Origin of the sequence: Microbacterium sp. LMI12-1-1.1, assembly GCF_040676455.1 — a bacterium.
Classification (GTDB): domain Bacteria; phylum Actinomycetota; class Actinomycetes; order Actinomycetales; family Microbacteriaceae; genus Microbacterium.
Genome location: NZ_JBEGIA010000012.1, coordinates 118,709 through 140,774, shown reverse-complemented (window position 1 = coordinate 140,774; position 22,066 = coordinate 118,709). Strand labels below are relative to the sequence as shown.

The 22,066-nt window shown below is 70.6% G+C and carries 23 protein-coding genes; 15 read left to right on the top strand and 8 right to left on the bottom strand.

Annotated features, from left to right (window positions below; genetic code table 11):
- Nucleotides 1–29 precede the first annotated feature (29 nt).
- The gene (locus tag MRBLMI12_RS09365) at nt 30–437 is read left to right on the top strand and encodes a DUF779 domain-containing protein (protein WP_363356007.1); all 408 of its coding nucleotides are present in this window, start codon (nt 30–32) and stop codon (nt 435–437) included.
- Between the two features lie 16 nt (nt 438–453).
- On the opposite strand, the gene MRBLMI12_RS09360 is transcribed toward MRBLMI12_RS09365, so the two are convergent.
- Nucleotides 454–942, bottom strand: a complete 489-nt coding sequence (locus tag MRBLMI12_RS09360) for an FBP domain-containing protein (RefSeq protein ID WP_363356005.1) — start codon at nt 940–942, stop codon at nt 454–456.
- 245 nt (nt 943–1,187) lie between these two features.
- Nucleotides 1,188–1,334: a hypothetical protein gene (locus MRBLMI12_RS09355; RefSeq protein ID WP_363356003.1), complete on the bottom strand. Its 147-nt coding sequence runs from the start codon at nt 1,332–1,334 to the stop codon at nt 1,188–1,190.
- A 227-nt stretch (nt 1,335–1,561) separates the two neighbouring features.
- Between MRBLMI12_RS09355 and MRBLMI12_RS09350 the strand changes: the two genes are divergently transcribed.
- From MRBLMI12_RS09350 to MRBLMI12_RS09320, 7 genes are all read left to right on the top strand, one after another.
- Nucleotides 1,562–2,827: an ABC transporter substrate-binding protein gene (locus MRBLMI12_RS09350; RefSeq protein ID WP_363356001.1), complete on the top strand. Its 1,266-nt coding sequence runs from the start codon at nt 1,562–1,564 to the stop codon at nt 2,825–2,827.
- Between the two features lie 143 nt (nt 2,828–2,970).
- The gene (locus tag MRBLMI12_RS09345) at nt 2,971–3,921 is read left to right on the top strand and encodes a carbohydrate ABC transporter permease (RefSeq protein ID WP_363355999.1); all 951 of its coding nucleotides are present in this window, start codon (nt 2,971–2,973) and stop codon (nt 3,919–3,921) included.
- Nucleotides 3,918–4,880, top strand: a complete 963-nt coding sequence (locus MRBLMI12_RS09340; RefSeq protein ID WP_363355997.1) for a carbohydrate ABC transporter permease — start codon at nt 3,918–3,920, stop codon at nt 4,878–4,880. Before MRBLMI12_RS09345 ends, MRBLMI12_RS09340 begins: the two co-directional genes overlap by 4 nt.
- Nucleotide 4,881: 1 nt before the next feature.
- Nucleotides 4,882–6,849: a hypothetical protein gene (locus MRBLMI12_RS09335; RefSeq protein ID WP_363355995.1), complete on the top strand. Its 1,968-nt coding sequence runs from the start codon at nt 4,882–4,884 to the stop codon at nt 6,847–6,849.
- Nucleotide 6,850: 1 nt separating this feature from the next.
- Nucleotides 6,851–7,642, top strand: a complete 792-nt coding sequence (locus tag MRBLMI12_RS09330; RefSeq protein WP_363355993.1) for a ribonuclease activity regulator RraA — start codon at nt 6,851–6,853, stop codon at nt 7,640–7,642.
- Nucleotides 7,612–8,580, top strand: a complete 969-nt coding sequence (locus MRBLMI12_RS09325; RefSeq protein WP_363355991.1) for an aldo/keto reductase — start codon at nt 7,612–7,614, stop codon at nt 8,578–8,580. The genes MRBLMI12_RS09330 and MRBLMI12_RS09325 overlap by 31 nt, the downstream gene beginning before the upstream one ends.
- Nucleotides 8,577–9,377 carry an amidohydrolase family protein gene (locus MRBLMI12_RS09320; protein ID WP_363355989.1) on the top strand — a complete coding sequence of 267 codons (801 nt, stop codon included), beginning with the start codon at nt 8,577–8,579 and terminating at the stop codon, nt 9,375–9,377. Before MRBLMI12_RS09325 ends, MRBLMI12_RS09320 begins: the two co-directional genes overlap by 4 nt.
- A gap of 78 nt (nt 9,378–9,455) precedes the next feature.
- Here MRBLMI12_RS09320 and MRBLMI12_RS09315 read toward each other — a convergent pair whose 3' ends face one another.
- Together MRBLMI12_RS09315 and MRBLMI12_RS09310 are read right to left on the bottom strand one after the other, a co-directional pair.
- Nucleotides 9,456–10,103, bottom strand: a complete 648-nt coding sequence (locus tag MRBLMI12_RS09315; RefSeq protein ID WP_363355987.1) for a GntR family transcriptional regulator — start codon at nt 10,101–10,103, stop codon at nt 9,456–9,458.
- Nucleotides 10,104–10,130: 27 nt separating this feature from the next.
- On the bottom strand, nt 10,131–10,763 hold the full coding sequence (locus MRBLMI12_RS09310; RefSeq protein WP_363355985.1) for an SGNH/GDSL hydrolase family protein: 633 nt from the start codon (nt 10,761–10,763) through the stop codon (nt 10,131–10,133).
- Nucleotides 10,764–10,953: 190 nt separating this feature from the next.
- On the opposite strand from MRBLMI12_RS09310, the gene MRBLMI12_RS09305 reads away from it, so the two are divergent.
- From MRBLMI12_RS09305 to rplI, 5 genes are all read left to right on the top strand, one after another.
- Entirely contained in the window at nt 10,954–12,153 is a 1,200-nt protein-coding gene (locus MRBLMI12_RS09305; protein ID WP_363355983.1) for an acyl-CoA dehydrogenase family protein, read from the top strand.
- A 171-nt stretch (nt 12,154–12,324) separates the two neighbouring features.
- The gene (gene rpsF / locus MRBLMI12_RS09300) at nt 12,325–12,693 is read left to right on the top strand and encodes a 30S ribosomal protein S6 (RefSeq protein WP_163616223.1); all 369 of its coding nucleotides are present in this window, start codon (nt 12,325–12,327) and stop codon (nt 12,691–12,693) included.
- 5 nt (nt 12,694–12,698) lie between these two features.
- Nucleotides 12,699–13,223 carry a single-stranded DNA-binding protein gene (locus tag MRBLMI12_RS09295; RefSeq protein WP_363355981.1) on the top strand — a complete coding sequence of 175 codons (525 nt, stop codon included), beginning with the start codon at nt 12,699–12,701 and terminating at the stop codon, nt 13,221–13,223.
- Nucleotides 13,224–13,296: 73 nt separating this feature from the next.
- A complete protein-coding gene (gene rpsR, locus MRBLMI12_RS09290) occupies nt 13,297–13,551 on the top strand; it encodes a 30S ribosomal protein S18 (protein WP_045301896.1) in 255 nt (84 codons plus the stop codon).
- A gap of 10 nt (nt 13,552–13,561) precedes the next feature.
- Nucleotides 13,562–14,014 carry a 50S ribosomal protein L9 gene (gene rplI / locus MRBLMI12_RS09285; protein ID WP_349425688.1) on the top strand — a complete coding sequence of 151 codons (453 nt, stop codon included), beginning with the start codon at nt 13,562–13,564 and terminating at the stop codon, nt 14,012–14,014.
- Nucleotides 14,015–14,599: 585 nt separating this feature from the next.
- Here rplI and MRBLMI12_RS09280 read toward each other — a convergent pair.
- The 3 genes from MRBLMI12_RS09280 to MRBLMI12_RS09270 all read right to left on the bottom strand — a co-directional run bounded on the left by MRBLMI12_RS09280 (nt 14,600) and on the right by MRBLMI12_RS09270 (nt 18,959).
- Nucleotides 14,600–15,874 (bottom strand): GNAT family N-acetyltransferase, encoded by a 1,275-nt coding sequence (locus MRBLMI12_RS09280; RefSeq protein ID WP_363355978.1) that lies wholly within the window; start codon nt 15,872–15,874, stop codon nt 14,600–14,602.
- Nucleotides 15,875–16,209: 335 nt separating this feature from the next.
- Nucleotides 16,210–17,856 carry a chaplin family protein gene (locus MRBLMI12_RS09275; RefSeq protein WP_363355976.1) on the bottom strand — a complete coding sequence of 549 codons (1,647 nt, stop codon included), beginning with the start codon at nt 17,854–17,856 and terminating at the stop codon, nt 16,210–16,212.
- A gap of 119 nt (nt 17,857–17,975) precedes the next feature.
- Nucleotides 17,976–18,959, bottom strand: a complete 984-nt coding sequence (locus MRBLMI12_RS09270) for a hypothetical protein (RefSeq protein WP_363355974.1) — start codon at nt 18,957–18,959, stop codon at nt 17,976–17,978.
- Between the two features lie 602 nt (nt 18,960–19,561).
- Here MRBLMI12_RS09270 and dnaB point away from each other — a divergent pair.
- Both dnaB and MRBLMI12_RS09260 read left to right on the top strand, forming a co-directional pair.
- Nucleotides 19,562–20,935, top strand: a complete 1,374-nt coding sequence (gene dnaB / locus MRBLMI12_RS09265) for a replicative DNA helicase (protein WP_349429053.1) — start codon at nt 19,562–19,564, stop codon at nt 20,933–20,935.
- 248 nt (nt 20,936–21,183) lie between these two features.
- Nucleotides 21,184–21,444 carry a hypothetical protein gene (locus MRBLMI12_RS09260; protein WP_363355972.1) on the top strand — a complete coding sequence of 87 codons (261 nt, stop codon included), beginning with the start codon at nt 21,184–21,186 and terminating at the stop codon, nt 21,442–21,444.
- Between the two features lie 72 nt (nt 21,445–21,516).
- Here MRBLMI12_RS09260 and MRBLMI12_RS09255 read toward each other — a convergent pair whose 3' ends face one another.
- Entirely contained in the window at nt 21,517–22,023 is a 507-nt protein-coding gene (locus tag MRBLMI12_RS09255; RefSeq protein ID WP_363355970.1) for a MarR family winged helix-turn-helix transcriptional regulator, read from the bottom strand.
- Nucleotides 22,024–22,066 lie beyond the last annotated feature (43 nt).

Below are 22,066 nucleotides of genomic sequence, written 5' to 3'. Positions count from 1 at the left end.
TCGCTCAGCGACCGGGATGAGGAGTCCTGATGGCCCCGACCCGAACCCACGCGCGTGTGGCGGTGACGGATGCCGCGGCATCCCTCCTGCGGCAGCTCACGGCCCAGCACGGCCCGCTGATGCTCCACCAGTCCGGCGGATGCTGCGACGGCAGCGCGCCGATGTGCTTCCCGGTCGGGATGTTCCAGACCGGCCCGTCGGACGTGCGGCTGGGTGAGCTCGAGGTCGGCCTCGCAGAGCCCGTCGAGGTCTTCATCTCGGCGGCTCAGTACGAGTACTGGAAGTACACGCACCTCACGATCGACGTCGTTCCCGGCCGCGGCGCCGGGTTCAGCGTCGAGGGGCCGACGGGCAGCCGCTTCATCATCCGCTCGCGCATGCTGACCGATGCCGAGCTCGACCACTTCGGGCTGGGGCCGCACGCCTCCGCGGGATGACGTGCGGCCCTCCCGTTCAGTGGCTGTCGCGGATGTCGCGCGCGAAGCCCTCGGCGTGCGCGCGGAGCGCCTCGATGCGCCGCTCGCGTGCGGCCATCACGTCGAACCCGAGGTAGGCGGGCGGCATCGGCCGGCGCGCGTTTACGGAGCACTCGAAGTTCTCGCACAGCAGAGTGCCGACGGTGTCGCCGTTGCGGCCGGCCTTGCCGGCGCGCTTGGCGCCGAACAGCACGACATCGTTCGGGAGCGTGACGTCCTCGCACCATGAGCACTGCGGGCGGGTGCGCGTGCGCTGCTCGGTCTGGCGCAGCAGGATGCCGACCGGCTCGTCGTCGACCGACACGACGATGAAGCCGGCGAGCGGCTGCTTCGGGTCCCGCCAGCCGAAGTAGTCGAGGTTCTGCCAATCGACCGGGGCCAGGTCAGGGATGACGAGGGCGTTGCGTTCGCGCAGCGAGGCGTTGACGAACGAGGCGCGAATGTCCTTCTGGGTGTATGCGTGCATGATTCCTTGTTTCACGGGGGATCGTCGCGGTACGACGAGAGATCGGATGCCGCGGGCCGGTGGTTCGCGGAGAGTCGACGGCGTCGCGCTCGGCCGAAGACCGGGCGACGCGCGCGGCTACCTCCGCTCGGCGCAGGACGCGCCGAGTACCCCCTCACGCCCGCCGGGCGTCGTGAACGTCGAATGCACGCCCGACAGCATACGCTCGTGCGCCTGCGCACCGGCTGCGTCGGCAGCGTCGGCGATCAGCGCCGCAGCGCCCCGCCCACCTGCGTGAACAGCCAGAACAGCACCACCCCGCCGCCGACGATGATCGGCACCCAGGGCACTCCGCGCTGCAGGCGTCTGCCCTGCGGCGCGACGCCGGGGGGCGGCCGCAGCGCGGTGAGCACCGAGAACAGCCAACGCCCACGTCTGCGGGCTCGGCGGCGGGGACGCTCACGCGACCACGGTAGGGGGCGATGCCGCGCCAACAGGTGCGGCGGCATCCGATCGCTCCATCGGTTATCGATAGCATCGAGGCCGCACCACGGCTCATCGGTACAGATCCGTTGATAAGCGATTATCGATTAGTGTATGGTCGTGACGTCCCGATGATGTGCCCACGAGAGGATCGACGATGATCAGCAGACGTACCCTCACCGCGATCGGCGCCGGAGCGGCCGCCGTGACGCTCCTTGCCGGCTGCTCCTCCACCCCGAGCGGAGGTGAGAGCCCCGACGAAGAGGTCGAGCTGCGCGTGCTGGTGAACGTGACTCCGAACCTCACCGAGGACTGGTGGAACGAGCTCGTCGCGCCGTTCGAAGACGCGAATCCCGGCATCGACGTCGTGATCGACAACCCCGGCGCCGAAGGCGTCCAGGCCGCCGTCCCCCGGTTGCTCGCCGCCGGGCAGGCACCCGACATCGTGCAGTCGCTCGCCCCGACCCCGGACCTCGCCGAAGAGCTCGTGGACCTGTCGGAGTATGACTGGGCGTCGGGCGGGCCGCTGGCCGACCAGTACTCGATCGACGGCAAGTACTACATGGCGGGCGTCGGCGTGCAGCTGCAGAGCCTGTGGTTCTACAACAAGGACGCCTTCGCAGAGGCGGGTATCACCGAGCCGCCCACGACGGTGGACGAACTCGACGACGCGCTGGCCAAGCTGAAGGACGCCGGGTGGACCGGCATCCAGACCGGCGGTGACTGGATGTCGAGCCACGCCCTGCAGACCCTCGCGCTGCCCTCGATCGTCGGCGAGAACCCCGACTGGTATGCCGACATGGACTCCGGCGACGTGACCTTCAGTGAGAGCTACGGCGACTACACCGAGCTCTACGCGGACTGGATCGCGAAGGGCTACACCAACCCGGACGCTCTGGGGGTGAAGTACCCCGACGCCGAGCAGAACTTCCTCGCCGGCAACACGGCGCTCTACCCGATGGGCAGCTGGTTCGTGGGCACCGAGGCGAAGGCCGAGAGTCCGGCGCCGATCGGCGTCTTCCGCGGACCCGCTGTCGACGGCGTCGCGGATCCCGCGATGGGGGCGAACATCGCCAGTCCCTACATGATCATGAAGGAATCCCAGCATCAGGATGCCGCGGCGAAGCTCGTGGAGTTCTTGACCACGGACGAGGACGCGGTGATGAGCCAGCTCGAGGTCGACGGCAACTACCGCGACGGCTACGAGTACGAGATGACCGATCTCGGCGCCGAGCTGCTGGCGATCGTCGCCGACACCCCCGCCTCGGCGTATACCCCGACCGGCGGCGGCTACGGCGAGCGGAAGCTCCCGGACGGCTACTCCGGCGAGATCAACACGCAGACGCAGGCGCTGCTCGGCGGCACCTCCGCGGCCGATGTCGACGCGGCGATGGACGCCTGGTTCGACGCCGCCATCAACTGACCGCGTACCTCCGCGCCGGCACGCGCCGGCGCGGAGGACCGCGTCCCCACGTATCGACGACCACACGAGCAGCGACGGCGAGACCGATCGCGCGGCGCGAGACCCCGACCGGCGCGGACGCCGCAGGGAGGAAGCAGACTGAGATGGCCGACACCGTGGCCCGGCTGGCGGGCACCGCGAGAGCACGGACGAGCGCGCCCAGCCGCAGACGGCGCACCTCGTGGCACGACCGCCTCGCCGGCGTGATCATGGGCGGCCCCGCACTGCTCGTCTTCGTCGCGATGTTCATCGTGCCGATGCTGCTGGCCATCGTGCTGAGCTTCACCGACTGGAACGGCTACAGCCTGCACTTCGACTTCATCGGGTTCGAGAACTACGCCGACGCGTTCAAGAACCCGCGCACGGTCGATGCGGCCGTCTTCACCGCGATCATCGCAGTGGTGGGCACGGTGCTGTGCAACGGGATCGGCCTGGCCGTCGCATCCCTCATCGCCGGCAACAGCCGCGGCAACACGGTGCTGCGCACCGTCTTCTTCTACCCGTACATCATCAGTGCGCTGATCATCGGGTTCCTCTGGTCGGCGATGCTCGCTCCGCAGGGCGCCGTCAACTCGCTGCTCGCCCAGTTCGGGGCGGCGCCGCTGCCGTTCCTCACCGACATGACGTTCGCGAAGGCGAGCGTGATCCTGACGATCGTGTGGTCGCACTTCGGCTTCAACATGATCCTGTACCTGGCCGGCATCAAGTCGGTGCCCACCGAGTACTACGAGGCGGCGACCGTCGACGGCGCGTCGCGGTGGCAGCAGTTCCGCAGCGTCACGCTGCCCCTCATCGCGCCCGTGCTCACCGTCAACCTCGTGCTGACGCTGGTCGGCCTGCTCAAGGCGTACGACATCGTGCTCGCCCTCACCGACGGCGGACCGGCCGCGTCCACGCAGACGATCGTCTACCAGATCCTCAAGGACTCGTTCGCGCAGGCGCGGCTCGGGTTCGGCGCGGCCCAGTCGGTCGTGCTCCTCATCGTGACCGCGGCGATCGGGCTCGCGGTGACCTTCGCGCGCCGCGGCGCCGACCGGAAGGCGAGTGAATCATGACGATCTCGACCGAGACCACGAGCCCGAACATCGCCGCCGAGATGTTCCTGACCGACCCGGGCGAGCTGCCGCGTCGCAGGTTCGGCCGCCGCCCCCGGCGCCGTGGCGGACCCGCCGCCGAGCGCACGCCGCTCGCCGCCTCGATCGTGAAGTGGGTGCTGCTCGGCGCCCTCGCGCTGGTGATGCTGGTGCCGCTGTACATCCTCGTGATCAGCGCGTTCAAGCCGCAGGCCGACATCATCCTGCATCCGCTCGCGATCACACCCGACATGTTCACGTTCGACTACCTCTGGAACGCGATCACAAGCGAGAAGTTCAACGTGGTCGGGGCGTACGGCATCACCCTGCTGTTCGTCGTGCTCGTGAACGTGTTCTGCATCGCGCTCTCCGCGCCGGTCGCCTATGTGATCGCACGGGGTCGCTCGAAGTGGCACGTCGCGCTGCTGCTCGTGTTCGTGTCGGGACTGTTCATCCCCGGCCAGGTGACGCTGATCCCTGTGGTCTTCGTGCTGCGCGTCCTGGGGCTCATCAACACGATCCCCGGATTCCTCCTCTTCGAGACGGCGGCGACGCTGCCGGTGACGATCTTCCTGTTCGCCGCCTACCTGCGCACCGTGCCCCGAGACATCGACGAAGCCGCGGCACTCGACGGGGCCGGACGCATCCGCGCGTTCTGGTCGTGCATCTTCCCGATCATGCGGCCGGTGGTCGCGACCATCGTCGTGCTCAACTCGATCGGCGTCTGGAACGACTTCGTGAGTCCTCAGATCATCCTGGGCCCGGGCTCGGGCATCTACACGGTGACCACCGGCGTCTACGCGGCGGTCGGCGAGTTCTCCACCGACTACACCGTGCTGTTCCCCACGCTCCTGCTGGCGATCGCACCTGCCGTCGCCTTCTTCATCATCATGCAGCGGCATATCATCGGCGGCCTCGTCGCCGGGGCGACGAAGGGCTGAGATGGGCGACGCGATCCAGGGACATCCGCTCTCTGAGCTGCCGGCGTGGGCGGTGCTCGAGCGCCGCCTCTTCGACGAGATCGAAGACGCCTGGCGGCTCTTCTCAACCACCTTCGCCGAGCCCGACGGTCGACTGCGGTTCGCCGCCGAGTTCGTCGACCGCGACGGCGTCGACGACCTGTACGAGCCGTTCTTCAACTGGCCGGCGTTCTACCTGCTGGGCGGCAGCGACGACGTGCTCGCGGCGGCGAAGCGCCACTGGGAAGGCGTCACCGCTCAGCTGACCGAGGCCGGCATGCTCACCGACGAGTACGAGAACGGCTACGACTGGTTCCACCAGGGCGAGTCGCTCCTCTTCTTCTACGGTCTGTGTGCAGCCGATCCGGCCGACCGCGACTTCGCCGAGCGGGCACGCCGCTTCTCGGAGCTGTACACGGATGCCGCGCACGGCAACTTCGACCCCGCGCTCGGCATCATCCGCGCCCCGCACAACGGCGCCCTGGGCCCGCGTCCGGGACTCAGCGACGCACCCGAGCCCTACTCGGCCGACCGCGCCGAGATGCGACCGTACGGACTTCCCCTCGAGTACGTCCGCGCCGTCGAGGAGTGGGACGACCTCGCCGATCCGGCGCTCGCCGCGGCCATGGGCGAGGCGATGCACCGCGCGGCGGCGGGTGATGTCGCCGTCAACCTCGCCGCGACGAGCCTCGTGGCGAATCGCTGGCTCTACGACGGCGACGAGGCGTCGGCCGCGTGGCTGCGCGCCTACGTCGACGGCTGGCGCGAGCGCGCCGCCGCGAACGACGGCCTGCTCCCCGACAGCGTCGCCCCCGACGGCACGACGGGCGGGCTGCACGACGGTCGCTGGTTCGGCGGGCACTACGGCTGGACCTGGCCGCACGGCCTGCCGTCCGTGGGCATGGCCGCGGTGATCGCCGGCATCAACGAGGCCTTCGTCACCGGCGACGACGCGGCGCTCGACATGGCGCGCACCGTGCTCGACACCGTGCTCGACAACGCGATCGTGGCGCCCATAGCGGAGACCCCGTTCAGCCTGCGGGGAGGCTGGCTCGCCCGCTGGGGAGCGGATGCCGCCCGGCCGGCGCTCCTCGTGCCGCACCGGTACGGCCGCCACGGGTGGTTCGACTACGGGCCGATGCCCCTCGAGCTGCCGCTGTGGGTGTGGTGGTGGTCGCGCCGCACCGACGACCTCGCGCGCGTGCGCCGGGCGATCGCGGGTCTTCCGGCGATGGAGGACCCGGTCAAGGCGTTCCGCGACAAGGCGGAGGCCGGCCACGAGGCACCGTGGGTGGCTTTCCTGGACGGCGACCTGCCCGAGTATCCGACGCGCGCGCTGTCGATGGCGCTCGGTCAGGTGGCGCGACGTGTCGCGCTGATGGCGGCTGCCGCGAGCGATCCGGATGCCGCACACCTGCACTTCGGGCAGCGGGTGAACCCCGTCGTGACCGAGGTGCTGGGCCAGCTCGTCTCGGGGACGCCGCAGGTGCTCTACAACGGCGGGCTGCCGTTCGCCGCCGTCGTCTACGAAGACCCGGAGCGCGGGCGGCCCGGCCTGCCGCGCGACGTCGCGGCGCTCGTGTCACGCCTGGACGCCGGCGACATCGACCTCGCCCTCGTCAACACCTCCACGACACGGACGCACCGCGTGATCGTGCGCACCTCCCGCTTCGGCGAGCGCCGCCTCACCGGAGTGACCGTCCGCACGCGGGCAGGGGGCGAGTACCCCGGGCGCAGCACCGCCTACGCCGCCACCCCCGGCACCTCGACGATCCACTTCCTCGAGCTCGACTCCGACGTCGTCGAGGTCGAGCTGCGACCCGCCCACCGCATCGATCTCACTCTCCATACCGCGCCCTCGGATGCCGCGCCCCGGCACCGGGCAGCCGGCACTGCCGAACGAGCAGCAGCCGCGGCATCCGTCCGTCCGACCTCCCCTTCGAAGGAGTGACATGTCCGAATCCACAGCCCCCTTCCCGCGCCCAGCGTTCGAGCTTCCGGTGCGCGGCGACGCATACCGCCGGGCCGACCCCGAGACGATCCGCGATCTGGAACGGGTGTCGGCGGCCACCGCCTGCGCGAAACTGCACGGCCTGGGCATCACCCGCTCATTCGTCGAGGGACCGCTCCCGCTGACCGAAGGGCAGCGGGTGGTCGGATCGGCCATCACGCTGCAGTTCATGCCGCAGCGGGAAGACCTCGCCTCGGGCCACGGTCAGGAATACGTCGAACGGCACACCGCACTGTGGGCCGTGCTCGAAGAGGTCAAGCCCGGCGACGTGCTCGTGATCCAGGCGTTCGGCAGCAGGTACTCGGGCTGCATCGGCGACATCCTGGCCCGGTACTTCCTGCGCAAGGGCGGTGTCGGCATCGTGGTCGACGGCCGCATCCGCGACGCCGATCGCATCCGCGATCTCGGGCTGCCGGTGTGGTCCACGGGGACCACACCCCACTACGCCTCGCAGACCGAGCTCTTCCCGTGGGCCTATGACGTGCCGGTCGCGGTCGGCGGGGCACTCTGCATGCCGGGCGACATCGTCATCGCCGACGGCGACGGCCCGGTCATCGTGCCGCAGGCGATGGCGGACTCCGTCGTCGAGTTCGCGCAGGACCACGAGAACTGGGAGTCGTTCAGCCGCCAGCGCCTCGACGAGGGAGCCCGTCTCAGCGACTACTATCCACTGACCCCCGACTCGCGGGAGGAGTACGAGCAGTGGCGTTCGGTGCAGGCCTTCGCCCGCTGACCGCGACCCCCGGTGCGTCCGACACGTTCGGGCTGGGGTGCGCGCCGATCGGCAACCTCTACCACGCGGTCGCCGAGTCCGACGCCGACGAGACGATCGCTGCAGCGCTCGACCGCGGCATCCGCTTCTTCGACACGGCACCCCACTACGGCGCCGGCGTGAGCGAGGCACGCCTGGGCCGGGCTCTCGCCGGGGTCGACCGCGACACGGTCGTGATCGCGACGAAGGTCGGGCGGCGGATCGTCGACGCGGCCGGCTCGCCCGTGCCGACGGGCGGCGTCGGGGTCGACACGGTCGGCGATCTGACGCGAGACGGCGTGCTCCGCAGCATCGAGGGGAGCCTCGAGCGCCTCGGCACCGACCGCATCGACCTGCTCCACCTGCACGACCCGCTCGACGTCGACGAGGCCCTCGCGCACGCCATGCCCGCGCTCGCCGACCTGCGGGCGCAGGGTGTCGTGCGTGCGATCGGCGTCGGCATGGTGTGGCCCGAACCGCTCACGAGGTTCGTCCGCGAGGCGGACGTCGATGTCGTCATGATCGCCGGCCGCACGACGCTTCTCGACCACCGCGGCGAGACCGAACTGCTGCCGGAGGCCGCGGGGCGGGGCGTCGGCGTCATCGCCGCGGGCGTGTTCAACTCGGGCATCCTGGCCGACCCGGTGGGTGCGCCCTACTTCGACTATCGCGAGGCGACGCCTGAGCTGCGCGACCGGGCACGGCGCCTGGCCGCGGCGTGCGACGCACGAGGGGTGCCCCTGCGTCGCGTCGCGGCGCGCTACCCGCTGCGTCTGCCCGCCGTCGAGGCGGTCGTCGTCGGTGCGCGCACCGCCGCCGAGGTCGACGACTTCGCCGAGGCCGAGGGTGTGGTCATCCCCGAGGACCTGTGGGCCGAGCTGCAAGACGCCGCCGAGGCGCTCGAGGTCGGCCGCGGGTGAGCACGGGCATCGTCGACGCCCACGTGCACGTGTGGGACCTCGAGCGGTTCCCGCTCTCGTGGTTCCGCGATGACCTGCAGCTGCCGCGGGCGGCGACGACCGCTGCGCTGACGGATGCCGCGGCCGCCGCTTCACGCCCGCTCTCGGCCGCTGTGGCCGTGCAGGCCGCCGACACGCAGGTCGAGATGCAGTGGCTGCACGATCTCGCACGCCGCGACGCTGTGGTGCGATCGGTCGTGCTGCAGTACGCACCGGCGACGGGGTGGGCCGGCGTCGCGGAGGCCGCGCTGGACGAGCGCGTGCGCGGCATCCGTGTGGCGACGCCTGCCGGTGCGGCCGACCTGTCGGACGTCCGCGATCTCGACCGGCTCTGCGACGGCGCCGGGGCGACCGGGCGCGTCGTCGAGCTGCTGGTGCGGCCGGCGCAGCTCGACGCGGTGGCGGGCCTCGCGTGGCGGCATCCGGGCACGACCTTCGTGCTGTGCCATCTCGGACTCGGCGCCGGCGCGCCCGACAGTGCGTGGGCGGCGTCGCTCGCGCGCGTCGGCGCCCACCCGAACACCGCGGCGAAGTTCTCGGGGCTCGCGACGGCGCCCGGCGACCATGACCGTCTCGGCGCCCTTGCCGAGACTGCCGTCGATGCGTTCGGCGGCGAGCGTCTGATGTTCGGCAGCGACTGGCCGATGTCGGCCCGCCTCGTGCCGTACGCGCGCCTCGTCGACGACGTCGAGCGGGCGTGGGCTGCACGCCCCGACGCGTTCTGGGGTGCGACCGCGACCGCGCTCTACGGTCTCTGAACGACCGCCCGGGGTGTTGCGCAACGCGCTTCGTCTCGCTGACGCTCGCCTAGCGACCGGGCCGCAGGTGCCTGGGGGCTACGCGGTCTCGTCGTCGGGGAGCAGCGTGCCGGCAGCGTGCGCGTGGAACAGCTGCGCGGCGGCGTCGGGGTCGCCCGCGTCGAGTGCGGCGAGGAGGCTGCGGTGCCACTCGGCGACCGTGTGCCAGTCGCCGGGGTACGACGGGTCGCCGAGCACGTGGAGGGAGCGCAGGCTCGGCTCGATGATGTCCCACATGCGCGGGAGGTAGACGTTGCCGCTCGCCTCGATCACACCACGGTGGAACGCGAAGTCGAGCTCGCGGAAGACGCCGAGATCCTTCGCCTCGGCGGCGTCGTGCATCTGCGAGATGAGGTCTTCGAGGCGCTGGTGAGCCTCGGCATCCAGCGCGCCGCAGGCGAGGCGGCCGGCGATGGACTCGAGCTCGGCGCGGGCGACCTTCGCCTGGGCGACCTCCTCGTCGGAGTAGCTCGACACGAAGTTGCCCTGGTGGCGCACGTGGGTCACGAGCCCCTCGTGGGCGAGCTGCTTGAGCGCGTCGCGCACCGGTGCCTGGCTGACCTGCAGCCGGCGGGCGAGCTGCGACTCGACGAGCTGCTCGCCGGGGGCCAGCGAGCCGTCCTTGATCATCGTCTTGACGAGCTCGTAGATCTGGTCCGAGAGCAGGCCGCGCTTGAGTTCGGTCACGGAACTGAGCGCATCCGACATCGTGGTCTACTTTCCGTTGCGTGCGGCGCCGACCGGCACCGCGGCGGCGTACGCGGCGAGCCAGGCGTCGGCGATGAGAGCGGCGCCCTGCGCCGTCGGGTGGACGCCGTCGGGCACGATCGCCGCGGCGCCGTGCTCGGCGGCCGCCGCGCCGACGCTGTCGTGCAGCGGCACGAGCGTGGCTTCGAACCGCTCGGCGAGGCGGCGGATGGCGGCCCGCTTGGGGTCGAGGTCCTCGAGCCAGGCGGCCTGGCCCTCGCTCACCGGTACGAAGAACGGCTCCACGAGCACGAAGCGGTCGACGCCCGCTTCGCGGGCGGCCTCGAGGAGTTCCGCGACCGTGGCCTCGAAATCCTCGGCTGAGGTCGGGTCGTCGTTGTCGAAGCGGCGCCACATGTCGTTCACGCCGATGTACACCGTGAGCACGTCGGGCTGCGTGGCGAGCACGTCGTCCCAGCGGGCGGCGAGGTCGACGGCGCGGTCGCCGCCGATGCCCTTGTTGACGACGGTCGCGTCGTCGCCGACCGCTCGTGAGATCAGCGCGACGTAGCCATCCCCCAGCGACGTTGAGTCATCTCGGTCGCGTCCGGAGTCGGTGATCGAATCGCCGGCGAAGACGAGGGTGGTCGAGACAGGCATCCGGTGTGGTCCAATCGACGTGGAACGTGTTCCGTCAGCATAATCGATAATCGCTTGACGGGCTGGTCGGCGACGTCCGCGACGGAGCGGATGCCGAGGTTTCCGTGAACATATCGCCTCCCGGGCCGGCGAGCGACGACCCGCGTGAAACGGCTTGGGGCAGGATCGAATCACGATGCGAGGAGGCGCCATGACCGATGCCCGCAGGGACCCCGACGATCTCGACGCGCTGCGCGCGGCATCCGACATCCTCGGCACCGACGCGCTCCTCACCCCGGACGAGCGCGCGGTCCGCGACCACGTGCGCGGCTTCGTCGACGCCGAGATCCGCCCGCTCATCGCCGACTGGTTCGACCGAGGCCACTTCCCCGTCGAACTCGCACCTGCTCTCGGACGGCTCGGCGTCCTCGGCATGACCCTCGACGGGTACGGATGCCCCGGCCGCAGCGCCGTCGAGTACGGCCTGGCGGCGCTCGAGCTCGAGGCGGGCGACTCCGGCATCCGCACGTTCGTCTCGGTGCAGGGGTCGCTCGCGATGGGCTCGATCCACCGCTGGGGCAGCGAGGAGCAGAAGCAGGAGTGGCTGCCCCGGATGGCGGCCGGCGAGGCCATCGGCAGCTTCGCGCTCACCGAGCCGACCGCAGGCTCCGACCCGTCGAGCATGAAGACCTTCGCGCGCCGAGACGGCGGAGACTGGGTGCTCTCGGGGGCGAAGCGCTGGATCGGCCTCGCCTCGATCGCGCAGTTAGCGGTCGTCTGGGCGCAGACTGACGACGGCGTCCGCGGGTTCCTCGTCCCGACCGGCACGCCGGGGTTCGAGGTCGCCGTGCTCGAGCCGAAGGGCTCGATGCGGGCCTCGGTGCAGACCGAGCTGCGCTTCGACGACGTGAGGCTGCCGGCATCCGCTCTCCTTCCCGAGGCGCGAGGGCTCCGCGGGCCGTTCTCGGCGCTCAACGAGGCGCGGTACGGGATCGTGTGGGGCGCGCTCGGGGCGGCGCGCGACAGCTACGAGGCGGCGCTCCGCCACGCCTTGCGACGCGAGCAGTTCGGCCGGCCCATCGCCGGGTTCCAGCTGACGCAGCGCAAACTCGTCGACATGGTGGTCGAACTGCAGAAGGGCGCGCTGCTGGCGCTGCAGATCGGACGTGCGAAGGATGCCGGCACCCTCACGCCGACGCAGATCTCGCTGGGCAAGCTCAACAACGTGCGCGAGGCGATCGCGATCGCCCGTGAGGCGCGCACGATCCTCGGCGGCGACGGGGTGCTGCTCGAGAACTCCCCGATCCGGCACGCGGCGAACCTCGAGTCGGTACGCACCTACGAGGGCACCGACGAGGTGCACACCCTCATCCTCGGTCAGCACCTCACCGGCCTCGACGCGTTCCGCTGACCGGTGTCGCGACCCCCGGTCGGGGCGGGTTCGGCGTCTGGTCGGCGATCCGGTACCATAGGAGGGTTGTCCGCACGCGTTCTATGCGCGGGAAGTCGGATGACGTGCACACACACCCTCCTGCTGTCGGGAAATGCCCGGCAGCCGTTCTAGTCCGAAGGAGGTGGGTTAGTGACGCACCAGTACGAACTCATGGTCATCCTGAACCCCGAGATCGACGAGCGCCAGGTCGGCGCCAACCTCGACAAGTTCCTGAAGGTCATCACGACCGACGGCGGCACCATCGAGAACATCGACATCTGGGGCAAGCGCCGTCTCGCGTACGAGATCCAGAAGAAGAACGAGGGCATCTACGCCGTCGTCAACTTCACGGCGACCGCCGCGACCACGCAGGAACTCGACCGTCAGCTCAACCTCAACGAGCAGATCATGCGCACCAAGGTGCTGCGTGCCGAAGAGGCCATCGCGATGATCGCCTCCGAGAAGCAGCGTGCCGACGAGCGCGCCGCCCGCAAGTCTGCCAAGGCAGCGAAGGCGTAAGGCTGATGGCCGGCGAGACGATCATCACCGTCGTGGGAAACCTCACGGCTGATCCCGAGCTGCGGTACACGCAGAACGGCCTCCCCGTCGCGAACTTCACGATCGCGTCGACGCCGCGCAACTTCGACCGTCAGGCGAACGAGTGGAAGGACGGCGAAGCGCTGTTCCTCCGCGCGAGCGTGTGGCGCGAGTTCGCCGAGCACGTGGCCGGCTCGCTGACCAAGGGCATGCGGGTCATCGCGACCGGCCGCCTCAAGCAGCGCAGCTACCAGGACCGCGAGGGCAACAACCGCACCGCGATCGAGCTCGAGGTCGACGAGATCGGCCCGTCGCTGCGTTACGCGACCGCACAGGTCACCCGCGCTGCGGGCGGCTCGAGCGGCGGCGGCAGCTTCGGCGGCGGTGGCGGTCAGGCTCGCCCGGCCCAGGTCGCCGACGAGCCGTGGTCCACGCCCGGTTCGGCGAACGGCGCCGCCGGCGGTGACGCCTGGGCAGCCCCCGGCGCCTATGGCGACGATACCCCCTTCTAAGGGTCGATCTCACAAGCAGATTCCGGATGCCCCGTGAAGAGGCATCCGATCAAGGAAACGTAAAGGAACCACCATGGCTGGAAAGGCAACCGGCGACCGCCGGAAGCCGCGGAAGGGCGCGAAGAACGCGGCCCCCGCGAAGGCGATCCGTGTCGGTCTCATCGACTACAAGGACGTCGCGACTCTTCGCAAGTTCATCTCGGAGCGTGGCAAGATCCGCGCCCGTCGTATCACCGGTGTCTCGGTGCAGGAGCAGCGTCTGATCGCCAAGGCGATCAAGAACGCGCGCGAAATGGCGCTCCTGCCCTACGCCGGCGCTGGCCGCTAAGGAGCACCCAATGGCAAAGCTGATTCTCACGAATGAGGTCGCCGGGCTCGGAAGCGCCGGAGACGTTGTCGAGGTCAAGAACGGGTTCGCCCGCAACTACCTCATCCCCCAGGGCTTCGCTGTGGCCTGGACCCGCGGTGGCGAGAAGCAGGTGGCGTCGATCCGCGCCGCCCGCGAGTCCCGGGCGATCCACGACCACGAAGAGGCCGTGGCCCTCAAGAACGCCCTCGAGACCAACAAGGTCAAGCTGACGGTCAAGGCCGGCGCCGAGGGTCGACTGTTCGGCGCGGTCAAGACGGTCGACGTCGCCGACGCGGTCAAGGCCGCCGGCCTCGGCGACCTGGACAAGCGCAAGATCCACATCACCTCCCCGATCAAGTCGGTGGGCGAGCACGAGGCGACGATCCGCCTGCGTGACGACCTCACCGCCGTGATCACGCTGCAGGTGGTCGCCGCCAAGTAATCCCCCGGGATACGGCGAAACGGATGCCGCGGACCTTCGGGTTCGCGGCATCCGTCGTCTCCGGGCACGTCACCCGTCGATCGTGTACCCGACTCAGGAACGGCGCGGTCCGGCTGCCGTGTGGGGCGCGGGATTCCGCGGGCGCGCGGGAGCCGTTGTCGGGTCGTTCCTGAGTTGGGTACGGTGCCCGGGCTCAGACGGATGCCGCGGGCCGGGGTGTACTTCACGAGCACTTGCGCCCGCGGCATCCGTCGTCTCCGGGCACGTCATCCCTCGATCGTGTACCCAACTCAGGAACGGCGCGGTCCGGCTGCCGTGTGGGGCGCGAGATTCCGCGGGCGCGCGGGAGCCGTTGTCGGGTCGTTCCTGAGTTGGGTACGGTGCCCGGGCTCAGACGGATGCCGCGGGCCGGTGCTTTTCACGAGCACTTGCGTCTGCGGCATCCGTCGTCTCCGGGCACGTCACCCGTCGATCGTGTACCCGACTCAGGAACGGCGCGGTCCGGCTGCTGGGTGGGGCGCGAGATTCCGCGGGCGCGCGGGAGCTGTTGTCGGGTCGTTCCTGAGTTGGGTACGGTGCCGGGGCTCAGAAGATCCAGTTCGCGCCGGCGGCGACCGGCCAGGACCACGCCGCGGATGCCGCGCGCAGGGCCGCCGGTGAGCGCACGTCGACGAGGCCGGCTTGGGCAAGTGACGACAGCGAGATCGCGCCGAGATGCGCGGCGCCGAGCTCGCGGACATCGAGCGCCACGTCGGCGGCGTCGTCGGTCGGCGCGACCTCCGCGTTGCCCCACGCCTGGGCGCGTACCCGCCAGCGTCCGGCGTTGGCGGGCAGCATCGCGTCGGTCACGTCGAGCACCACGTCGACGTCGCCCGCGTACCGGCGCTGCGCGAGCGCGGTGGGCAGGTCGACGATGCGCAGCCACGAGTTGTCCTGGTAGTCGGGTAGGGCGGGCCGGATGTCGACGAGCAGCGACACGATCGGGTCGTCGACGGGCAGGTTCGAGATCTTCACCCGCGAGGTCAGGTCGAGATCGAGCAGCACCGACCACATGCGGTGTGCGGCGGCCGCGGTCAGCGCGACGGCCTCGCGCACATGCACGGTGCCCTCGGCCCCGGCGCGCTCCCACGACATCGTGCGGCGGAATGTCGCGTAGGCGAGCGCGGTGTCGGTCTCATCGCGCACGATCAGGAGCCGGAGCGCCTCCTTGCCGCCGCGGAGTGCCGCGGGGTCGGCTTCACGCGCCGCGCGCTGCTCCGGCGTCTCGCGGGTCGCCCAGCCCGGCCGCCCCAGCCCTTCGGGAAGGCGCGCGTAGTCGCGATGCAGAGCGGCGACGAGGTCGCCGTGGGCCGCGGCATCCCACTCCTCCAGTGCGACGTCGAGCTCGGCGGCGCCCGGCACCGGGCGGAGCGGGGCGCCGCGCGGGATCGTCAGGCTCAGCTGCGTCGACGCCATGCCGTAGCCGAAGCGGCCATAGATGGGTGTCTCCGCCGCCATCAGGCCCGAGATCGCCTCACCGTTCGCGAGGCAGTCGGCGAAGTGGTGCTCGATCATCCCTCGCAGGATGCCGCGTCGCCGGTGACCGGGGTGCACGCCGACCCACGTCAGCCAGCCGCATGCCACCTCCGCGCCGGGGACGGGGTAGGCGCGCAGCGGGTACGCGCCGTGGAATCCGGCGAGCAGCTCGTCGTCGCCGACCTGCGCGACGCCGTACGTGCGGTGCCAGCTCAGCGGGCTCGGCAGCTCGCGCAGCGTCTCGATGGAGCGCTCGGTCGGGAACGCCCAGACGTCCAGACGCAGGACGTCGTCGCGCCGGTCGGATCCGATGGGGGTGAGGCGGTAGGAGTCGGGGAGAGGCACCCCCCTACTCTGGCGAGCGCGCGAGGGGCGCGCAATGAGGGCGGCGGTCCCTCGGCTGCGCTCGGGGGCGTGACGAAGCGGATGCCGCGAGCCCCCCGGTTCGCGGCATCCGCTCCTGTCATCTCCGCTGCGTCGCCCGCTCCAGGCATGGCCGGACGACGCAGGCGAAGACGGATCGTGCACCCCCGATCGAGAGGCGGGTCCAGGCAAGAGCCGGCCATCGCGATCGGGGGCGGTTTCAAGGGCGGGAGGGCCGCTGGGGACGGCCCTCCCGCCGTGCTCTCACGCGAGTCGGGGCGAGGGGCGCCTGGGGAACGTCGACTTGCCCCGTCGACTCACGCGGAGCGCCGCCGCGACACGCGCGCGATGGCACCCGCTGCGAGCAGCGAGAGCCCCAGCAGCAGGAACGGCATCGCGCCCGCTCCTCCTGTCGTGGCGAGCTGGGTGGCCTCACCGGACGCCGCCGCCGAGCCGGTGACCGAGACCGAGCCGCCGTCACCGGGCGTCCCGTCGTCCCCCGGGTTGGTGGGTTCGGTCGGGTCGGTCGGGTCGGTCGGGTCCGTCGGGTCCGTCGGATCGGTCGGGTCCGTCGGGTCCGTCGGATCGGTCGGGTCCGTCGGCACCACGGCGTCGACCGTGGTGCTGTCGCCGATCACCGAGATGGCGTTGCCGCCGACGGTGATGGGCAGCGAGATCGGCGCGAGCACCTGGGTGCCGCCGAGGATCGAGTCCAGGCCGCCGGTGGCGCCGGTGGTCCCGCCGTTGCCGGTGCCCGGCGCTGAGACCGCACCCGTCGAGGTGCTGTCGCCGACGCCCGAGACGGCGTTGCCGACGACCGTGACCGGCACGGCGATCGGTGCGAGCACCTGGGTGCCGCCGAGGAGGCCGTCCTCGCCGCCGGTGGTGCCGGTGGGGCCGTTGCCGGTCGAGCCGGTCGAGGGTGCCGTGGCGGCGCCTTCGCTCGAGCTGTCGCCGACCAGCGAGACGGCGTTGCCGACCGCGGTGATCGGGGCGGTGACGGGTGCGAGCACCTGGGTGCCGCCGAGGATGCCGTCCTCGCCGCCGGTGGTGCCGGTGGTGCCGTTGCCGGTCGAGCCGGTCGAGGGTGCCGTGGCGGCGTCCTCGCTCGAGCTGTCGCCGATGACGGAGACGGCGTTGCCGACCGCGGTGATCGGGGCGGTGACGGGTGCGAGCACCTGGGTGCCGCCGAGGATGCCGCCCTCGCCGCCGGTGGTGCCGGTCGGGCCGGTCGAGGGTGTCCCTGAGCCGGCGGTCGTGGTGGCGTCGGTGGACTCGCTGTCTCCGACGAGGGAGATCGCGTTGCCCGAGAGGGTGACCGGGGCGGTCACCGGCGCGACCACCTGGCTGCCGCCGAGGACCGAGTCCTCGCCGTCCGTCCAGGCATCCGCGCCGGCGGTGCCGCCCGAGCCGGCGGGCGCCGTGGTGGCGTCCTCGCTCGCGCTGTCGCCGACGACCGAGATCGCATTGCCCGAGACGGTCACCGGAGCGGCGATCGAGACGATCCCCTGGGTTCCGGAGAGCAGGCCGTCCTGGCCCGAGGTCTCGGCCGGTGCGGTGGCCGGTGCGGTGGCGGGCGCGGGCGCCGTGGTCGCGGCATCCGTCGACGAGGAGTCGCCGACCACCGAGGCCGCGTTGCCCGAGACCGTGATCGGCACGTTCACCGACACGAGGCCCTGCGTGCCCGAGCCGATGCCGTCGGAGCCGCTGGTCGTCGCCTCTGCGGGAGCCGGAGCGGGCGCCGGCGCCGCTGTGGTGGCGCCGCTGCTCGACGAGTCGCCCAGCACCGAGAGCGAGGTGCCGCTGATGTTGATCGGAAGGGTGACGTCGACGATCGCCTGGCTGCCCGAGAGCAGCCCGTCATCGCCCGTCGTCTCGGCCGCATTGGCGACCGTCGCGCCGAGCAGCGTGATGCCGCCGGCGAGGAGCGTGCCCCAGAGGGCGCGCTTGTAGAAAGTACGCATGGTGTTCCCCTTTGTGGATTGATCGGTTCGCAGCGCACGGAGAGGCGCTGCTCAGCGCGTGAGGGCGCGCTGGTTCCTCTGCCGCCCGCGCTCGATTGAGCAAGGCGGCGGGGAACCGATCAGTCGGGGGAGACGTCGGTGGAACCGGCGGGCGCCGGCGGCGCGTGCTCGTCCTCCGGACCTGCTCGACGCACCCAGGCACGGTGTGCGGCGAGAGGAAGGAGGGCAGCGAGCGCCCAGGCACCGAGACCCGCACCACCGGGTCCCGCGGAAGAAGTGGGAAGACAGAGTCCGCATGCAGAGTTGACGGGTCCGCTCAGCGCGAGCACGGCGGACGAGACGACGACTGTGACGGCAGCGCCGGCGTGCGAGACGGATGCCGCCGCCCACTGGCCGATCGAGCGGGCGGTCGTTGAGAAGAGGGCGGCCGCGGCTTCCGTCTGCGAGGCGAGCGCAGCGAGCGCGTCGTCCGCGCTGAGGGTGCCGGACAGCCCCGGAAGGCCCGGAATCGCGGGGATGCCGGGAAGTGGAGGTACCTCGCCGGCGCCGCCCGCGGGCGGGAGTCCGACGGTCGCGCCGGTCTCGTCGACCGCGCCGACGACGCCGGTGAGCGTCTCGTCGACGGTGCCGCCGAGGTCGTTCACCGCGTCGTCGAGCCCGATGCCCGTGACGACGCCGCCCACGATCGGCACCTCGGTCACGAGGTCGACGACGGGAGCGGTGATGCCGCTCACAACGCCGCCGGAGACGACGTCGGAGACCGGCTGAGTGACGGTCGTGACGACGGTGCCGACGGTCTGGACCACCTGGCTGACCGGCTGCTGGACCGGCGGCGGAGCGGCGGCGACCGCGGTGTTGACAGCGCCGGTGACGCCCGTGGCCACCGTTGAGACGGTGGTCGTGACGGTCGTCGCGGTCGTGTCGACCAGCGAGGTCACGGCGCCGAGAGCACCCCCGAGCAGTCCTCCGTCTTCGGTCTCGTCGGCGTGCGCCTGTCCGAGGCCGAGGCCGAGGACCAGCGAGACGACGATCCAGGCGAACGCGGTTGCGACCCCGATGAGGGCCAGCCGCACGATCCTCGGCAGCGAGGTTGCGATCTCCACGTTCACCTCCCACGACGAAAGAGCCGCACGTTCCGGACGGATCGTGCGTAGGGGTGCCTGGACTTGCGAGGATACCGCCTGCGGAATCGCCATGTCCAGACCCCCTTTCGACGCGAACACGATCGCGCCTCCTCGCGCGCGCACGGTGTTCTGTATCCCCGGAATTGTGCACAGGGCGCGATGCACAGCCCAACCTTCAACCCTGACTTCAACCACATCCTCCTCCACAGGCTGTGGAATACGCAACGGCCGGTCAGGAGCGGTTTCTGCGAAGACCGTGCTCGAAAAGCAGCGAGTTCTCCACAGCGGTTGTTCACAGGCGTGTCGGCGTTTCACGCAGGCTCTCCACAGAGTTATCCACAGGTCGTGTTGCGTGTGTCGGAGGCCGTCCTTAGCGTGGGGTGCGGCCCACTCGTGGCGCGCGCCTCCGTGCTGGACACAACGGCGTGGCAGCAGCAGGGGATCGCACGCGGGGGTTCGGCGGGGAGCGGGATGCTGCGGCATCCCGCAATCAGGTCGTGCACGCTGACGCGCGCCCGGCGAGCCGCACCGGCTCACGCCGTGACAACTCGGGAACGAACGATAGGGAGGACTCGCAGCCTATGTCGATCGCCGACATCTCCGATGAGCGCATGGGGGGTCCCCGTGACTTCGAGCGCACTCCCCCGCACGACCTCCTCGCCGAGCAGAGCGCGCTCGGTGGCATGCTGCTCTCGAAGGATGCCGTCGCCGACGTCATCGAGACCCTCCGCGGCGCCGACTTCTACGTGCCCAAGCACGAGCTCATCTTCGAGGCGATCCTCACCCTCTACTCGCACGGCGAGCCCACCGATGTCGTCGCCGTCACCGACGAGCTCATCAAGACGGGTGAGCTGCAGCGCGCCGGCGGTGCGGACTACCTGCACACGCTGACATCGATCGTGCCGACGGCGGCCAACGCCGGCTACTACGCGTCGATCGTCTCGGAGCGAGCGCTGCTGCGCCGCCTGGTCGACGCCGGCACCCGCATCGTGCAGATGGGCTACTCGGGTCAGGGCGAGGCTCTCGACCTCGTCAACAACGCCCAGGCCGAGATCTACTCGGTGACGGGTGCCGAGGCGGCCGAGGACTACGTGCCACTCACGATCGCGGTGGATGCCGCGGTGGAAGAGATCGAGGCCGCGCGAGGTCGCGACGGCCAGATGACCGGCATCCCGACCGGCTTCTCGGGACTGGACGCCCTGACCAACGGCCTGCACCCGGGTCAGATGATCATCATCGCGGCGCGACCCGCGATGGGTAAGTCGACGCTCGCGCTGGACTTCGCGCGGTCGGCCGCCGTCAAGCACGACATGCCCACGATCTTCTTCTCCCTCGAGATGGGGCGCAGCGAGATCGCGATGCGCCTGCTGAGTGCGGAGGGCGCGATCCCCCTGCAGTCCATGCGCAAGGGCACGCTCGACTCGCGCGACTGGACGACCGTCGCTGCGACGCGCGGGCGCATCAACGACGCTCCGCTCTACATCGACGACAGCCCCAACATGACGCTCGTCGAGATCCGCGCCAAGTGCCGGCGGCTCAAGCAGCGCGCGGGCCTGAAGCTCGTCGTCATCGACTACCTCCAGCTCATGACCTCGGGCAAGCGCGTCGAGTCGCGTCAGCAGGAGGTATCGGAGTTCTCACGAGCGCTCAAGCTGCTCGCGAAGGAACTCGGTGTCCCGGTCATCGCCCTCTCGCAGCTGAACCGTGGTGCCGAGCAGCGTGCCGACAAGAAGCCGGCACTCTCCGACCTGCGTGAGTCGGGCTCGATCGAGCAGGACGCCGACATGGTCGTGCTCCTGCACCGCGAAGCCGCCTACGAGAAGGACTCGCCGCGGGCCGGCGAGGCCGACCTCATCGTCGCCAAGCACCGCAACGGCCCGACCGACACGATCACCGTCGCGTTCCAGGGCCACTTCTCCCGCTTCACCGACATGGCCCCGGGCGACTTCGGGTAGCAGTTGTAGGTTCCGCTCGGAGCCGTCTGTCTCGTGGTTGAGATGTCCACGTGGTGTCCATCTGGACGTCTCGACTTCGCTACGGAGCTGATCCGGGACCGTGCGGCGCAGCGTGGACAACTGCTCACTGCAGGCTCCGACGACAGCGCAGGCATCCGCCCTATCCGATGCCATGGCCGCCAACGAGTCCCGGATACCGCTCCGAGCCGTGAGACACTGACACGAGTTCCCGTCGAGGTGAGGTCCCTATGCCTTGGGCCCTGTTCGCCTACGGGCGCAGCAAGCCGCCGAAGACTCCCTTGCGCCGTGCGCTCTGGGCGTGTGCGCTCCTCCTCTTCTGCGGCGTGCTGCTCCCCTTTGTGATCGCCGGCATCGTCGAGCAGTGGGCCTCCAGCGAGATCCTCGGCGGATTGCTGATGGCATGGCTCGCGGGTCTGCTTGCGTTCGGTGCCGGAGCTGCCGTCTACACCCTCTTGCGAATGGTGCGCGAACGCCGCAAGCGGTCGTAGCGATCGCCTGAACCACCTGCGCGAGCCGATGCGGCAGCTCTTGCGGTGACGAACCAGCTCGCCGGCCGACTGCTAGGCGGAGGGCGCGCTCGCCGTTGCGGGAGCCCAGCCCTCATCGGGTCGGATTCCACCCGCGATGCGACGCGAGATGTCCCTGAGCTGCTGCTGCTGCGCGCTCGTGAGGCGCTCGAAGATCAGACGGCGCACGAGGGCCGCATGCCCCGGTGCCGCCTCGGCGACCTTCTGCCGGCCGAGGTCGGTGAGGATCGCCAGTGTGAAGCGGCCGTCCGCAGGGTCGGGCTCGCGGCGCATCCAGTCTCGGGACTCCAGACGCGTGGCGGCGCGGGACAGTCGCGAGAGCGAGCTGTTCGCATAGCTGGCGAGCACGCTCATGCGCAGGGTCCCGCCAGGGGCATCGGCGAGTGCGTACAGCACGCCGTACTCGAAGTGCGTCAGCTGGGCATCGCGCTGCAGCTGCGCGTCGAGCGCCGTCGGCAACCACTCGAGCAGGGTGGCCAGTCCGGCCCACGTCTCGAGCTCTTCGGGCGTCAACTCTGCGAGCACACCGGAATGCGTCATTCCCACACTGTAACCGCGACTGCAGTCACTTGCTCAGGAAAGT

Bases quoted from the DNA above. Each gene is read 5' to 3' on its own strand.
- MRBLMI12_RS09365 (WP_363356007.1), top strand. From the start codon at position 30: ATGGCCCCGACCCGAACCCACGCGCGTGTGGCGGTGACGGATGCCGCG.
- MRBLMI12_RS09360 (WP_363356005.1), bottom strand. From the start codon at position 942: ATGCACGCATACACCCAGAAGGACATTCGCGCCTCGTTCGTCAACGCC.
- MRBLMI12_RS09350 (WP_363356001.1), top strand. From the start codon at position 1,562: ATGATCAGCAGACGTACCCTCACCGCGATCGGCGCCGGAGCGGCCGCC.
- MRBLMI12_RS09345 (WP_363355999.1), top strand. From the start codon at position 2,971: ATGGCCGACACCGTGGCCCGGCTGGCGGGCACCGCGAGAGCACGGACG.
- MRBLMI12_RS09340 (WP_363355997.1), top strand. From the start codon at position 3,918: ATGACGATCTCGACCGAGACCACGAGCCCGAACATCGCCGCCGAGATG.
- MRBLMI12_RS09335 (WP_363355995.1), top strand. From the start codon at position 4,882: ATGGGCGACGCGATCCAGGGACATCCGCTCTCTGAGCTGCCGGCGTGG.
- MRBLMI12_RS09330 (WP_363355993.1), top strand. From the start codon at position 6,851: ATGTCCGAATCCACAGCCCCCTTCCCGCGCCCAGCGTTCGAGCTTCCG.
- MRBLMI12_RS09310 (WP_363355985.1), bottom strand. From the start codon at position 10,763: ATGCCTGTCTCGACCACCCTCGTCTTCGCCGGCGATTCGATCACCGAC.
- MRBLMI12_RS09305 (WP_363355983.1), top strand. From the start codon at position 10,954: ATGACCGATGCCCGCAGGGACCCCGACGATCTCGACGCGCTGCGCGCG.
- MRBLMI12_RS09295 (WP_363355981.1), top strand. From the start codon at position 12,699: ATGGCCGGCGAGACGATCATCACCGTCGTGGGAAACCTCACGGCTGAT.
- rpsR (WP_045301896.1), top strand. From the start codon at position 13,297: ATGGCTGGAAAGGCAACCGGCGACCGCCGGAAGCCGCGGAAGGGCGCG.
- rplI (WP_349425688.1), top strand. From the start codon at position 13,562: ATGGCAAAGCTGATTCTCACGAATGAGGTCGCCGGGCTCGGAAGCGCC.
- MRBLMI12_RS09275 (WP_363355976.1), bottom strand. From the start codon at position 17,856: ATGCGTACTTTCTACAAGCGCGCCCTCTGGGGCACGCTCCTCGCCGGC.
- dnaB (WP_349429053.1), top strand. From the start codon at position 19,562: ATGTCGATCGCCGACATCTCCGATGAGCGCATGGGGGGTCCCCGTGAC.
- MRBLMI12_RS09260 (WP_363355972.1), top strand. From the start codon at position 21,184: ATGCCTTGGGCCCTGTTCGCCTACGGGCGCAGCAAGCCGCCGAAGACT.
- MRBLMI12_RS09255 (WP_363355970.1), bottom strand. From the start codon at position 22,023: ATGACGCATTCCGGTGTGCTCGCAGAGTTGACGCCCGAAGAGCTCGAG.